The organism is Desulfitibacter alkalitolerans DSM 16504 (genome assembly GCF_000620305.1).
Classification (GTDB): Bacteria; Bacillota; DSM-16504; order Desulfitibacterales; family Desulfitibacteraceae; genus Desulfitibacter; species Desulfitibacter alkalitolerans.
The window spans coordinates 1-12,095 of sequence record NZ_KK211107.1 but is presented as its reverse complement, the minus strand read 5'-3'; the positions used below and the strand labels follow the sequence as shown (position 1 = coordinate 12,095).

The window sequence follows — 12,095 nt, the reverse complement described above, 5'->3', positions numbered from 1 at the left end:
CTGGTTATTTGTATGGGTTCTGCACTAAGAATGGTTTGTTCTATAATGTTAAAAATATTTTGTCTAGCGTTAGTAACAGGTACAGTTTTCATAATAAATCACCTCTTGTTAAAATTATACTGTACATTATTATGTACGTCAATATTGGAACAGCAAATTATAAAATCAGTGGGGACGATACCGAAGGGTATGCTTGTTTGCATTCCCAAAAGGGGGCTGTCTCCCATCACTCTTATTCTAATAAAATATTGTTGTTACTAATGTTTTTATGCTACTATATGAGCAAGGTAATCGGTAAAAGCAGGGTGTGGTTGCCACCTCTCATTCCCTAAGGGAAGGAGGTGGTGTCTATGATGAATACATACGAAGCACTATCTTTAATGATAATGTTCGGATTATTCGTTATAGCTATCCTGAAATTCAGGATAAAAAAATAATCACCCTGCCGGCAACAGAGTGATTAATGTAAATTAGTTTCCTGTGGCAACCGCACCATGCGGTGCCGATTACCTTTTTTATATTATATCATGAAATGGATAAAAATAAACATTATTTTTTGAAATCAAGGGACATGGGAGGAACCAGAAAGCCTGACGGCCTTCCAGTTCCTCCCAAAAGGGGTCAGTCACCTAAAAGTAATTGACATATGTATATACTAGGTATATACTACAAGTGAGGTGATGAATGTGTATACCACAATCCAAAAATGGGGAAATAGTCAGGCAGTAAGGCTTCCAAAGGCTATCCTTGAAATGGCTCAACTTAATGAAAATGACAGGGTAGAACTCAAAGTTCAAGAAGGAAATCTGATCATTATTCCGGTTAAAAAACATAAAACCCTTCAAGAAAGGATTGCTGAATATAAAGGGGATTATAAATGTGGTGAATGGGATACTGGGGAACCAACTGGCAATGAGGTGTTATAATGGCGTATATACCAGAGCAAGGCGATATTGTATTTTTAGAATTTGACCCTCAAGCAGGACATGAACAAAGAGGAAAAAGACCTGCGCTGGTTGTAAGTAATAATGCTTATAATCAGTTTACTAAAATAGCCATGGTATGTCCTATTACTAACACGAATAGAGACTTCCCGCTGCATGTAAAACTAGATGAGAGAATAAAAACAACAGGAGTTATTATGTGTGAACAGGTAAAGGCTTTAGACATACATGCAAGAAACGCATCTTTTTACGAAAAGGCACCAAATGACATCATAGAAGAAGTGATAGACATTATAATTGGGTTTGTGGAGGCTGGAAAGCCCAAGGGCTGAATGACGGCCTTCCAGTTCCTCCCAAAAGGGGTCAGTCCCCCATCATGGAATGAGAGGATGTCATATATGCCTAGGAAACCCCGTGTATGGTACCCTGGAGCAATATATCATATCATGTGCAGAGGAAACCATAGACATGAAATTTATAGGGATGAAGAAGATCGACAAGTGTATATAACAATTCTCCTTGAGGCTAAAGAAAACTATCAATTCAGACTATTATCGTACTGTCAAATGACCAATCATGTCCACCTGCAAATTGAAACTAGTACCGTCGAAATAAGCCAGATCATGAAACGAATAAATATGATGTATACACTCTATTTCAATAAGAAGTACAATTTTGTAGGCCATTTATTCCAAGGAAGGTATAGATCAGAACTCATTGAAACAGACCCATATAATTTGGAGACAAGCAGGTATATTCATTTGAATCCAGTTCGGGCAGGCATGGTTCAAGCTCCTCAAGATTACAAGTGGAGCAGCTACCAAAACTATTTAACAAATAAAGAAGATAACTTGGTTTGCGTTCAAAAGATCTTAGGATATTTTAAAGACAGCAACCCTCTTTTATATAAAAAATATGTGGAGCAAAGTTTTTTGGAGGTATAAATATGGTAGCTACCGTAAAAAGTTTTGCTATAGCTGGAGTAGATGGTTATTTGGTGGAAGTTGAAGTAGACACTATATCTGGACAGCCTAGCATTTCAATAGTTGGATTAGGGGACACCGCTGTAAAAGAATCCAGAGAACGGCTTCAATCTTCGCTTAATAGTTCGGAATATGAATTTCCAAAGATGAAGGTTGTTATTAATTTAGCTCCAAGTGACATCAAAAAAAGTGGTTCTCATTTTGATCTTGCCATGGCTGTCGGTTTGTTAATCCAATCCAAACAATTAAAGACAGGCTGTCCTGAGGATTTTGGATTTATTGGTGAGCTGTCTCTTGATTCTAAACTGAGACCCTGTACAGGGGTTTTGCCAATGGCAATAGCTGCAAAAAATGCAGGGGTGAAAAGCTTAATAGTTCCAAAGGATAATGTGCATGAAGCCCAATTAGTAAAGGGCCTAAACATTTATGGTTTCGAAACCTTACAAGACGTTTCATTATTTCTTAAAGGTGAAATCCAATACACTCCAAATGCAATAGAAACTCCTTCATTGTCAAATTTTAACAGTACCTTAGATTTTTCCGATGTGCACGGTCAGGATGCTATGATTGAATATATGGTTATAGCAGGAACACCAGGTTGTGGGAAATCAATACAGCATGTTTGAAGGAAGGTGGGTATACCCTGGCCTTTCTAGGAAATGGAGTGGATATTTGCTATCCAAAGGAGCATCAAGGTCTAATGGAAGCAATAATAGAAAAGGGTGCTGTCGTATCCCAGTATCCACCAGGGACACCTGCCAGGAGAGCCAATTTCCCCATGAGGAACTACTTAATCAGTGCCTGGGCTCACAAAATATTGGTAGTGGAAGCCAGCCTTTATAGCGGCAGTTTAATCACCGCCCAGTGGGGAATGGAAAATAATAGGACAGTTTTGGCAGTCCCCAGTGGAATTTATCATAGTGAAGGTAAGGGCACAAACAGGTTAATCAAAAATGGTGCACAAATATATATAGAGCCATATCAGCTGGCATTGGATCTACTAGATATAGTAGAATTTACCGAGCCAAATGACAAATTGAGACCAAAACACATGACGTTTAAAACCCACCTGGAAAACTCAGCAGATGAAATTGGAAATTCGTTAATAGAAGAGCAAATCCTAGAATTTTTAGGAAACATGACTTTGAATGAAGACCAGCTAGCACAGCCTTTTCAAAGCAATCTATCGGGTTTCCTAGAAGCCTTATCCATACTAGAATTAAAGGGGAAAATAAGGAGACGTCCTGGAGGGAAAATCTCCCGCTAACTTCCCAGTTCCTCCCAAAAGGGGTCAGTCCCCCATCACTTTTGCCCAAAAAGTGGATTCTCATGTTATAACCATTGATTACATGGTATAATATAAAAAGGCAGGTGACGAAATGAAAATACAAAATCCACATGACAAATTTTTTAAAGACACATTTTCAAACACATCTGTAGCAAAGGACTTCATGACTAACTATTTGCCACAGAGCATTATGAATATTATAGATTTATATACACTAGAGCCACAAAAGGATAGTTTTATTAATGAAGAGCTTCAGGAAGCATACTCTGATCTGCTATTTAAAACCACTATTAATAAAAGGGAAGGGTACATTTACTTCCTTTTTGAACATAAAAGCTACGTTAGCAAAAACATAGCCTTTCAGCTTTTGAAGTATATGCTAGAAATATGGGAAGTGAAAGTAAAAAAAGAGAACTCCAACGAGCTGCCTGTAGTAATTCCACTGGTGATTTATCATGGAAAAGATAACTGGAAAGTTAAAACCACCTTGGGAGAGATGATTAAAGGCTATGCAGACCTTCCGGAAGAAGTGAAAAAGTACGTGCCGAACTATGAATACCTGCTTTATGATATCTCAAAATATACAGATGACGAGATAAAGGGAGAAGTTCAACTTAGGATTCTTCTCACCATTTTCAGAGACATATTCAAGAAAGACAATAAATCAATAAGTGAAACAATTTTAAGAGCGGCGGAGAGTCTTAGAGAATTAGATGATAAGCAAAAAGGAATTGAATATTTTGAGACATTTATGAGATATATTTTTAATGCTGGTCAGAAACTAACAAAAAAAGATATTGATGATATTATTAAAAAGATTGAAACTACCTATCCAGAAGGGAGTGAAGTGGTGATGAATTTAGCTGAGCAATTAAAACAAGAAGGTAGAGAAGAAGGCAGAGAAGAAGGTAAAATGAAAGGTATAAAAGAAGGTGAAACGAGAGCTCTTGCAAAAACTGCCGTGAGATTATTAACTAAGAAGTTTGGGGCACTACCGGAAGAAGCAAAGTCTAAAATTGAGAAGTTGGATGCAGTTACTTTGGAAATTATTATTGATGAAATATTAGAATATAAGAGTTTGGAAGATGCTAAAAAGTACCTGCAGTAAAAGCACAAGAGGACGGGTTCAAAAAGTCATAATCGGTCGGAACCAGAAAGCTTGACAGCTTTCCAGTTCCTCCCAAAAGGGGTCAGTCCCCCTGCAGGGTAAACTGGACATTAGCAATGAATAGCGAACTTCCTAATAAAATTGATCCACTAAAATAGGGGGTGTAATTAATGTATTTAGCTATTATAGATGTAAAGCCTTTAAGTGATTATCAACTGTTGTTAACTTTTGAAAATGGAGAAAAGAGAATATTTGACATGAAGCCTTATCTAGACAAAGGGGTATTTAAAGAGCTAGAGGATGAGGAAAAATTTAAATCTGTTAGAGTGAGTTTTGATAGTATTGAATGGAGTAATCAAGCGGATATTGATCCGGAATTTTTGTATGAAAAAAGCAAAACCACAAAAGGGGTCAGTCCCTCATCACTTTAACGTGATAAAGTATCTGAAATAAGAAACAGCCTCTTGCGGACCAATCTGCAGGAGGTTGTTTTTCCTTTACTTAGCATCTGCTCGGTCGGAACCAGAAAGCCTGACAATTTTCCAGTTCCTCCTAAAAGGGGTCAGTCCCCAAAAAAGGAGGCTGTTTTTTTTTCGGACCTGGACCTGTGTAGAAAAAGTTGTTATTATGCTATCTTTACTATAAAATAGAGACAGAGACAATGTTTTAGATATAAGCGTTTTAACACCAATAAAGGGTGGAGTTATTTTGAAAATAAGGTACACGAGGTCTGCTGTTAAAATTATTAATTGCTTAGATAAGGACATGAAGATTAGGATAAAAAGCGGAATAGAGGGTTTAACTGGAAATCCACCAAAAGGTGATATTAAGAAAATTCAAGGCACAAGCCCCTCACTATATAGATTGAGAGTAGGTACATTTCGTATAGTGTATGAGTATACATCTATTAATGGGGAGGTAGAATTAATAATAAAAGATATAGGTTCACGTGGTGATATTTATAAATGAAGGAGATGATTATGTGTCACCAGTAGCAAAGCAAATTGTTGAGATGATTGAAATGCTTCCTGAACAGGAACAAAAGTTGGCATTTGAAGTTATTAAAAGAATGGTTTTAGCTTGGGATAATGATTTCACTAAAATGACGCCTTTTGAAAGAGAAAGGTTGATGAAAGCCAACGAGGAGATTAAGAATGGAGAAATAGTTGAGCATTCTGATGTAGACTGGAGTTAGATCGAGACTATCGAATTGGTCGGAACCAGAAAGCCTGACAGCTTTCCAGTTCCTCCCAAAAGGGGTCAGTCCCCTATCATTTTTTTCTAACACTTGATAAATAATACCGAAGGGGAAACGTTTTGTTAAGCACCTTCTTGTATTTTCGGAGAACTTAGACCATGCAGTAGGAAATTGGATTATTCGTTGTATTGTAGAGTAAATTTCATTGGCAAATTCCAAACCAAGACCTGCACTACATGATTGATAGAATTCTATAGCTTCTAGGAATTCCTCTTTTGCTCCGGGATGAAAAGAGTAGTTCATTTACTATACTTCTCCTTGATTTCGTTAAAAACTTCATCTCCGGGAATAACCTGAACATTACCTAATTCTATTTGACTTATTCTTTCTTCAGCTATCTTTATCCATTTTTCATCTATTTCTTTTTGCAAGGGCTGGATGCTGGCAAGTATTTTCTCAACCAATTCAGTTTTTACATCTATTGGTAGGGATTCAATCATTGTAAATAAATTATCTGTTCTAGGACTCATAATATCTCCTGCTTTCCTAAATATTTAAGAGTTGTTATTTTCTCATATTATACCACAGAATAATGCCTGAAAGGAAATAATCGGTCGGAACCAGAAAACTTGACGGCTTTCCAGTTCCTCCCAAAAGGGGTCAGCCCCCCAAAATGAGGTGTTGAAATTTGAAACCTAAAAAAAGTAAGAATTTACATGCTATAGCCAGCAAATATAATATTGGTCTAATATATATTTTTGGTTCCCAGGTCCAAACTGCCAAAGATTTGCTTGACGGAATTAAGAAAAACCCTGCAGACAGGCTAACTGACATAGACATTGGGTTGGTGTTTTTAAAGGAACTTCCTGGACCTAAAGAACGAATCAAGTTATACAGTTCAATTTACAACGAGCTTGAGGATTTAATTACCCCCTTCCCATTAGACCTGGTTTTTTTGCAGGAAACCCACTCAGTATTTCAAGCTAGAGCCATTTGTGGAGAGTGTATTTATTGTGTTTCTAAAGAGTATAAAGAAGAGTATGAAGATAGTATTCTTCGGCGGGCTGCTGATTTCAGGCCGTTTTTAGAGTTATATCTTGACGAATTGTTAGAGGAGGTAGGGGTAGATGCCTATAGATAGGTTGCTGGTAAAGCAGCGGCTGGCATTAATAAGTGAATATATGGTAGAATTAAAGGCACTTGCTAAGCTATCAAGAGAAGAATTTATGGATAAAAGAACAGCGGCCTCTGTCGAAAGTTTCTTACGCCGGTCTTTAGAAGCTATTTTTGATATAGGAAGGCATATTCTTGCAAAAAGCGGCGGCGTAAATATGGCACATGAGTATAAAAGCATAGCTCAGGGATTAGAAAAATACGCTATTATCTCGTCCAAATTAAAAGAACAGCTTATTAAAATGGCAGGTTATCGAAATAGGATGGTGCACTTGTATTACCAAATTTCAGATGAAGAACTATATGAAATTATCTCTGATAATCTGGATGACATTGAAAAATTTCAGGAAGAAATCTTGGCTTATTTGAAGCAAAATAGAGAATAGGGTTGGAACCAGAAAGCCTGACAACTTTCCAGTTCCTCCTAAAAGGGGTCGTAAAAGGGTTCAAGTCCCCTATGAGTTTGTTTCTGCTATAATTCAATTAAAATAGCTAAAATGGAAATTTGGGTATAATATATGGGTATAATATATATAAAGGGTGTGATAATTGTTGAATAGTAGAGAGAAGTATGAATACTGGTTAGAAGTAGCTCGATACGATTTAGAATCAGCAAAAGTAATGATGAACGGTGGAAGATATATGTATGTTGCTTTTATGAGCCAACAAGCAATAGAGAAGCTTGCTAAAGGAATTTATACTCTTTATACGGATAATGAAGCACCAATGATTCATAACATTTGGAATATATTTAAGCAATTAAAGAGAGAAGTTAACCTTGAAGAATGGTTAGATGTTGCAGAGTTTGAAGGAAATTTAGACAAATATAAAAGCTTTTTTGCAGAATTATTGGCATACTATATATCTGGTAGATATCCTTCATTTAAAGAAAAGATTGCTAATAGCATTGATCCAAATAGAGCTGAAAGAGTAATGGACACTACACAGGAGGTGTTTGTATGGATAGAATCCCTGAGTCAATACAAAGAATAATCGAAGATTATATTTTGAAATTAAGCAAAGAGATCCCTATTAAAAAAGTAGTTTTATTTGGGTCTTATGCTAAAGGAACTATTCATAAATATAGCGATGTTGATATAGCAGTTTTCTCAGATTATTTTAAGGAGATAAGCAGAGTTGATGGAATTCATTTGTTACTATTAAGTGCAATGGACTATGATATAGACATTGAACCTCAACCATTTACTATGGATGAATATAAAGAGCCGGTTGGTCTAGTAGAAGAAATCTTAAGTACTGGTATAGAAATACAGATTCCTCATGCAAGTTGACAATTGTTCGGTTGGAACCAGAAAGCCCGACGGCTTTCCAGTTCCTCCCAATTTATCCCAAAAGGGGTCAGTCCTCCCATCACTTTCCTTTAATAATTATTTCTCGGAGATCTGCTTTCCAGTCAACAGTGAAACCAAGTGATTCGCTAATAAATCTCACAGGAACGACAGTTCTGCTGTTTACAATAATGGGGGGAGTATCCAGGGTAGTCTCTACTCCATTAATTATGGCTGTTGTGCTGCCTATAAACAAGGTAATTTCTGTATCTGCAGTTACATAAGTTACAGCCCTGGTGCTGGCATTCCATCCTATTGAAGCACCAAGCTGTTCCCCTATAAATCTAAAGGGTACCAGGGTTCTTCCATCTCTTATAAAAGGTGGTACATCAAGGATCATGGATGCTTCATTAACTGCAGCCTGGTTTTTGTCAATTCTTAGAACCAGCCTTTTTTCCTCACGAACTGGCTCTTCTGTGTCAGTGCCAGAACTTGCGGCATGCTCCCAATAAGCGTTAGAATATGAGATAACATCAAGATAGATTTCAGCTATGATTCTATCCTCTTTACCTGTAAACCTATCCTGATATAGTAGGGGAGTAACCCTATCTATGTATGCCCGTGGTGATTCAAAATCAGAGTCCAGTAATTCTATAGCTTGTCTAAGTGCTGCAGAAAATTCTGCTGATATTCGTCCTTCTCGTACTGCGCTTTGCAGTTTTAGAGCTAATCCTTTTTCAACCATTTGTGGACTGAGATATTCACCAGTAATACCATCTATCTCAAGGTTGTTCCTAATCATATACTGATTGAGCAGTTCTAATACCATTTTCCTTTCTGCATCAGTTAATACTTCCCCTTGAAATTTCATGTTTTGATATATGTGGTTTAGAGCTAAATTGTGATGAAGCCCTACACCAGCCTTGGCAGCAGCATCAGTATTCCAGGACCCACCACCGGCACCTTCTGTAATACTGGCTTCCAAGGAACCCTTTACACCACCAATAATTGCTCCTCCAACAGTGCCGCTGCCGAGATATCCGTCCAGGGCACCAATTGCATCAGCCTTAACTATTTGCCACCACTTTGGAGGAGCTGCATAAGTTCCACCTGGAAAAACAAATGCCAATAAAACACCAACTAGGATAAGAATTGATAGTAGCCTTTTTAACATAAGTACACTCCCTTGTCCTATAAATTTATATAAGATTATCAGACTATTGCGAGAAAAACGATGAATAAACTAGCATAAAAGTGTGAAGATTTCTTCACAAACTATAAGGTAAAAAATTACAGGAAGAAATCTTGGCTTGTTTAAAACAAAAAGAAAGGTTGGAACCAGAAAACCTGACGGCTTCCCAGTTCCTCCCAAAAGGGGTCAAAAGGGGTCAGTCCCCCATGTTGCAATTTTTTATACAAGAATGTATACTAAAAAGTAACAAGAACCACGGAGGTAATTATAATGAGCAGTTCCCTTGTCAGAATTAATGCGAAAACTTTTAAAATACTTAATGAAATAGCACGAAGTACTGGAGAAACTAAACAAGAGGTATTGAGTAAAGCAATTGAAGAATACCGAAGAAACCAGTTTATAAGGGAAGCCAATGAAGCTTATTCAGTATTAAAAAGAAATGCCAACCAATGGCAGGAAGAAATAGATGAAAGAAATGAATGGGATGTTTCTTTAGAAGATGGATTGGGGGATGAGTAATGAAGCCTTCTAGAGGAGATATATGGCTTGTTAAGCTGAACCCTGTTATTGGCCGAGAACAGGCAGGGCAACGTCCCTGTCTAATTATATCCGTTGACTTATTCAATCATGGTCCTGCTGGTCTTGTTGTTGTTTTGCCAATAACTACAAAAAACAAAGGAATTCCCTTCCATGTTGAGGTTGCTCCTCCAGAAGGAGGATTAAAAGAAATCAGCTACATCAAATGTGAAGACGTGAGGTCAATTTCAACGGATAGGTTGATAGAAAAATGGGGATCAATTGATTATGCAAAAACACAATTGATTGAAGACCGACTTAGAATTTTAATGGGATTATAAAACTAATTGTTCTGAATCAGAAAGCCTGATGGTTTCCAGTTCCTCCCAAAAGGGGTCAGTCCCCCCAAAAAAGTCGGAGGTGTTTTTGTTTTTAGACAGTCTTTATTATATAGATCTTACGGGAAGAATTTAAATTTCATTTTTGTTCGTTTAAAATACCAATCAAATTTAATTTTAAATTCGGAATATCATTCTCCAATGTGACCCATACATCTCCCATTTTTAAGGTTTGATATTTATGAACTGTGATATCTCTCATGCCAGCAATGGCTCTCCAAGGAATAAGGTTATAGTTTGATTTAAATTCTTCTGTAAGATTTTTAACAAGCTCACCTATGTTGATAAGTGTCATGCATGCTGCTCTTTTAGTTCTTTCATCTTTAAGAAATCTTTCTAAATTGAAACCATCAATAAGTGCTTCAACAATAGTTATCTCTGAAAGTATCTTTTTCACAATGTGTAAATCTCTATAGTTCATATATATCAACAACCTTATTAACAGCTATAAGCGTATTTTCATCTAGAGGAGCATGAATTAAATCTACCTTTCTAGACAGCTTAATTTCAAGTTCCTCTTTGATATCATATAGCATTATTAGAGATACGTTTGTGTGTAAAAACTCAATTAATATGTCAATATCACTATTCTCATGTGCAGTACCATCTGCATAGGAGCCAAATATAGATAACTTTTTTACAGGATATTTCACTATTATATCGCTTACTAATACTTTAATTTGATGTGTAGTTAACATGTCGCCAGCACCTCCAAAAAGTACTCCTTACTAAATTATACCATATATTATTAAGTTATAAACTCAAAATTGTTCGGTCGGAACCAGAAAGCCTAACGATTTTCCAATTCCTCCCAAAAGGGGTCAGTCCCCCATCAAAAAAATATGTCACCAAAAAGCAGGAATTAAATAAAATATATGGAAGAAATAGAAGAAATATAGGGAATGAGAGGATGTCATATATGCCTAGGAAACCCCGTGTATGGTACCCTGGAGCAATATATCATATCATGTGCAGAGGAAACCATAGACATGAAATTTATAGGGATGAAGAAGATCGACAAGTGTATATAACAATTCTCCTTGAGGCTAAAGAAAACTATCAATTCAGACTATTATCGTACTGTCAAATGACCAATCATGTCCACCTGCAAATTGAAACTAGTACCGTCGAAATAAGCCAGATCATGAAACGAATAAATATGATGTATACACTCTATTTCAATAAGAAGTACAATTTTGTAGGTCATTTATTCCAAGGAAGGTATAGATCAGAACTCATTGAAACAGACCCATATAATTTGGAGACAAGCAGGTATATTCATTTGAATCCAGTTCGGGCAGGCATGGTTCAAGCTCCTCAAGATTACAAGTGGAGCAGCTACCAAAACTATTTAACAAATAAAGAAGATAACTTGGTTTGCGTTCAAAAGATCTTAGGATATTTTAAAGACAGCAACCCTCTTTTATATAAAAAATATGTGGAGCAAAGTTTTTTGGAGGTATAAATATGGTAGCTACCGTAAAAAGTTTTGCTATAGCTGGAGTAGATGGTTATTTGGTGGAAGTTGAAGTAGACACTATATCTGGACAGCCTAGCATTTCAATAGTTGGATTAGGGGACACCGCTGTAAAAGAATCCAGAGAACGGCTTCAATCTTCGCTTAATAGTTCGGAATATGAATTTCCAAAGATGAAGGTTGTTATTAATTTAGCTCCAAGTGACATCAAAAAAAGTGGTTCTCATTTTGATCTTGCCATGGCTGTCGGTTTGTTAATCCAATCCAAACAATTAAAGACAGGCTGTCCTGAGGATTTTGGATTTATTGGTGAGCTGTCTCTTGATTCTAAACTGAGACCCTGTACAGGGGTTTTGCCAATGGCAATAGCTGCAAAAAATGCAGGGGTGAAAAGCTTAATAGTTCCAAAGGATAATGTGCATGAAGCCCAATTAGTAAAGGGCCTAAACATTTATGGTTTCGAAACCTTACAAGACGTTTCATTATTTCTTAAAGGTGAAATCCAATACACTCCAAATGCAATAGAAAC

At 36.7% G+C, this 12,095-nt stretch carries 22 protein-coding genes; 18 read left to right on the top strand and 4 right to left on the bottom strand.

What is annotated here, in order from left to right:
• Nucleotides 1-350: 350 nt before the first annotated feature.
• The 10 genes from K364_RS28035 to K364_RS0121835 all read left to right on the top strand — a co-directional run bounded on the left by K364_RS28035 (nt 351) and on the right by K364_RS0121835 (nt 5,518).
• Nucleotides 351-437 (top strand): putative holin-like toxin, encoded by an 87-nt coding sequence (locus K364_RS28035; protein ID WP_422857252.1) that lies wholly within the window; start codon nt 351-353, stop codon nt 435-437.
• A gap of 249 nt (nt 438-686) precedes the next feature.
• Nucleotides 687-926, top strand: a complete 240-nt coding sequence (locus tag K364_RS0121880; protein ID WP_051534324.1) for an AbrB/MazE/SpoVT family DNA-binding domain-containing protein — start codon at nt 687-689, stop codon at nt 924-926.
• A complete protein-coding gene (locus K364_RS0121875) occupies nt 926-1,276 on the top strand; it encodes a type II toxin-antitoxin system PemK/MazF family toxin (protein ID WP_028309772.1) in 351 nt (116 codons plus the stop codon). The genes K364_RS0121880 and K364_RS0121875 overlap by 1 nt, the downstream gene beginning before the upstream one ends.
• 66 nt (nt 1,277-1,342) lie before the next feature.
• Nucleotides 1,343-1,888 carry a transposase gene (locus K364_RS0121870; protein WP_028309758.1) on the top strand — a complete coding sequence of 182 codons (546 nt, stop codon included), beginning with the start codon at nt 1,343-1,345 and terminating at the stop codon, nt 1,886-1,888.
• Nucleotides 1,889-1,890: 2 nt separating this feature from the next.
• Complete coding sequence (locus K364_RS25255; RefSeq protein ID WP_035270735.1) at nt 1,891-2,553, top strand: magnesium chelatase domain-containing protein; 663 nt, start codon at nt 1,891-1,893, stop codon at nt 2,551-2,553.
• Entirely contained in the window at nt 2,526-3,194 is a 669-nt protein-coding gene (locus tag K364_RS0121860) for a DNA-processing protein DprA (RefSeq protein ID WP_028309771.1), read from the top strand. Before K364_RS25255 ends, K364_RS0121860 begins: the two co-directional genes overlap by 28 nt.
• Nucleotides 3,195-3,306: 112 nt before the next feature.
• On the top strand, nt 3,307-4,323 hold the full coding sequence (locus K364_RS0121855) for an Rpn family recombination-promoting nuclease/putative transposase (protein ID WP_028309770.1): 1,017 nt from the start codon (nt 3,307-3,309) through the stop codon (nt 4,321-4,323).
• Nucleotides 4,324-4,493: 170 nt separating this feature from the next.
• Nucleotides 4,494-4,754 carry a DUF2442 domain-containing protein gene (locus tag K364_RS25250; RefSeq protein WP_035270702.1) on the top strand — a complete coding sequence of 87 codons (261 nt, stop codon included), beginning with the start codon at nt 4,494-4,496 and terminating at the stop codon, nt 4,752-4,754.
• Between the two features lie 277 nt (nt 4,755-5,031).
• Complete coding sequence (locus tag K364_RS0121840; RefSeq protein WP_028309769.1) at nt 5,032-5,292, top strand: type II toxin-antitoxin system RelE family toxin; 261 nt, start codon at nt 5,032-5,034, stop codon at nt 5,290-5,292.
• A 13-nt stretch (nt 5,293-5,305) separates the two neighbouring features.
• A complete protein-coding gene (locus K364_RS0121835; RefSeq protein WP_028309768.1) occupies nt 5,306-5,518 on the top strand; it encodes a hypothetical protein in 213 nt (70 codons plus the stop codon).
• A 302-nt stretch (nt 5,519-5,820) separates the two neighbouring features.
• Here the strand turns inward: K364_RS0121835 and K364_RS0121830 are convergent, their stop codons facing one another.
• The gene (locus K364_RS0121830) at nt 5,821-6,051 is read right to left on the bottom strand and encodes an addiction module protein (RefSeq protein ID WP_051534323.1); all 231 of its coding nucleotides are present in this window, start codon (nt 6,049-6,051) and stop codon (nt 5,821-5,823) included.
• Nucleotides 6,052-6,209: 158 nt separating this feature from the next.
• On the opposite strand from K364_RS0121830, the gene K364_RS0121825 reads away from it, so the two are divergent.
• From K364_RS0121825 to K364_RS0121810, 4 genes are all read left to right on the top strand, one after another.
• Nucleotides 6,210-6,662 carry a nucleotidyltransferase domain-containing protein gene (locus tag K364_RS0121825; protein WP_035270700.1) on the top strand — a complete coding sequence of 151 codons (453 nt, stop codon included), beginning with the start codon at nt 6,210-6,212 and terminating at the stop codon, nt 6,660-6,662.
• Nucleotides 6,649-7,080 carry a type VII toxin-antitoxin system HepT family RNase toxin gene (hepT, locus tag K364_RS0121820; RefSeq protein WP_028309765.1) on the top strand — a complete coding sequence of 144 codons (432 nt, stop codon included), beginning with the start codon at nt 6,649-6,651 and terminating at the stop codon, nt 7,078-7,080. Before K364_RS0121825 ends, hepT begins: the two co-directional genes overlap by 14 nt.
• 166 nt (nt 7,081-7,246) lie before the next feature.
• Nucleotides 7,247-7,687: a HEPN domain-containing protein gene (locus K364_RS25950; RefSeq protein WP_051534322.1), complete on the top strand. Its 441-nt coding sequence runs from the start codon at nt 7,247-7,249 to the stop codon at nt 7,685-7,687.
• A complete protein-coding gene (locus tag K364_RS0121810) occupies nt 7,654-7,986 on the top strand; it encodes a nucleotidyltransferase family protein (RefSeq protein WP_028309764.1) in 333 nt (110 codons plus the stop codon). Before K364_RS25950 ends, K364_RS0121810 begins: the two co-directional genes overlap by 34 nt.
• Before the next feature lie 79 nt (nt 7,987-8,065).
• On the opposite strand, the gene K364_RS27445 is transcribed toward K364_RS0121810, so the two are convergent.
• Nucleotides 8,066-9,157, bottom strand: coding sequence for a copper amine oxidase N-terminal domain-containing protein (locus tag K364_RS27445; protein WP_242841770.1), 1,092 nt, complete (start codon nt 9,155-9,157; stop codon nt 8,066-8,068).
• Nucleotides 9,158-9,445: 288 nt separating this feature from the next.
• Here K364_RS27445 and K364_RS0121795 point away from each other — a divergent pair, with 288 nt between their 5' ends.
• Nucleotides 9,446-9,694 (top strand): hypothetical protein, encoded by a 249-nt coding sequence (locus K364_RS0121795; protein ID WP_028309762.1) that lies wholly within the window; start codon nt 9,446-9,448, stop codon nt 9,692-9,694.
• Complete coding sequence (locus K364_RS0121790) at nt 9,694-10,032, top strand: type II toxin-antitoxin system PemK/MazF family toxin (RefSeq protein ID WP_028309761.1); 339 nt, start codon at nt 9,694-9,696, stop codon at nt 10,030-10,032. Before K364_RS0121795 ends, K364_RS0121790 begins: the two co-directional genes overlap by 1 nt.
• 136 nt (nt 10,033-10,168) lie before the next feature.
• On the opposite strand, the gene K364_RS0121785 is transcribed toward K364_RS0121790, so the two are convergent.
• Together K364_RS0121785 and K364_RS0121780 are read right to left on the bottom strand one after the other, a co-directional pair.
• Complete coding sequence (locus K364_RS0121785) at nt 10,169-10,510, bottom strand: HepT-like ribonuclease domain-containing protein (RefSeq protein WP_028309760.1); 342 nt, start codon at nt 10,508-10,510, stop codon at nt 10,169-10,171.
• The gene (locus K364_RS0121780) at nt 10,500-10,787 is read right to left on the bottom strand and encodes a nucleotidyltransferase family protein (protein WP_028309759.1); all 288 of its coding nucleotides are present in this window, start codon (nt 10,785-10,787) and stop codon (nt 10,500-10,502) included. Before K364_RS0121780 ends, K364_RS0121785 begins: the two co-directional genes overlap by 11 nt.
• A 221-nt stretch (nt 10,788-11,008) precedes the next feature.
• Between K364_RS0121780 and K364_RS0121775 the strand changes: the two genes are divergently transcribed.
• Together K364_RS0121775 and K364_RS0121770 are read left to right on the top strand one after the other, a co-directional pair.
• Nucleotides 11,009-11,554, top strand: a complete 546-nt coding sequence (locus K364_RS0121775) for a transposase (protein ID WP_028309758.1) — start codon at nt 11,009-11,011, stop codon at nt 11,552-11,554.
• Nucleotides 11,555-11,556: 2 nt separating this feature from the next.
• The coding region (locus tag K364_RS0121770; RefSeq protein ID WP_028309757.1) for a magnesium chelatase domain-containing protein at nt 11,557-12,095 on the top strand (539 nt) is incomplete at its 3' end.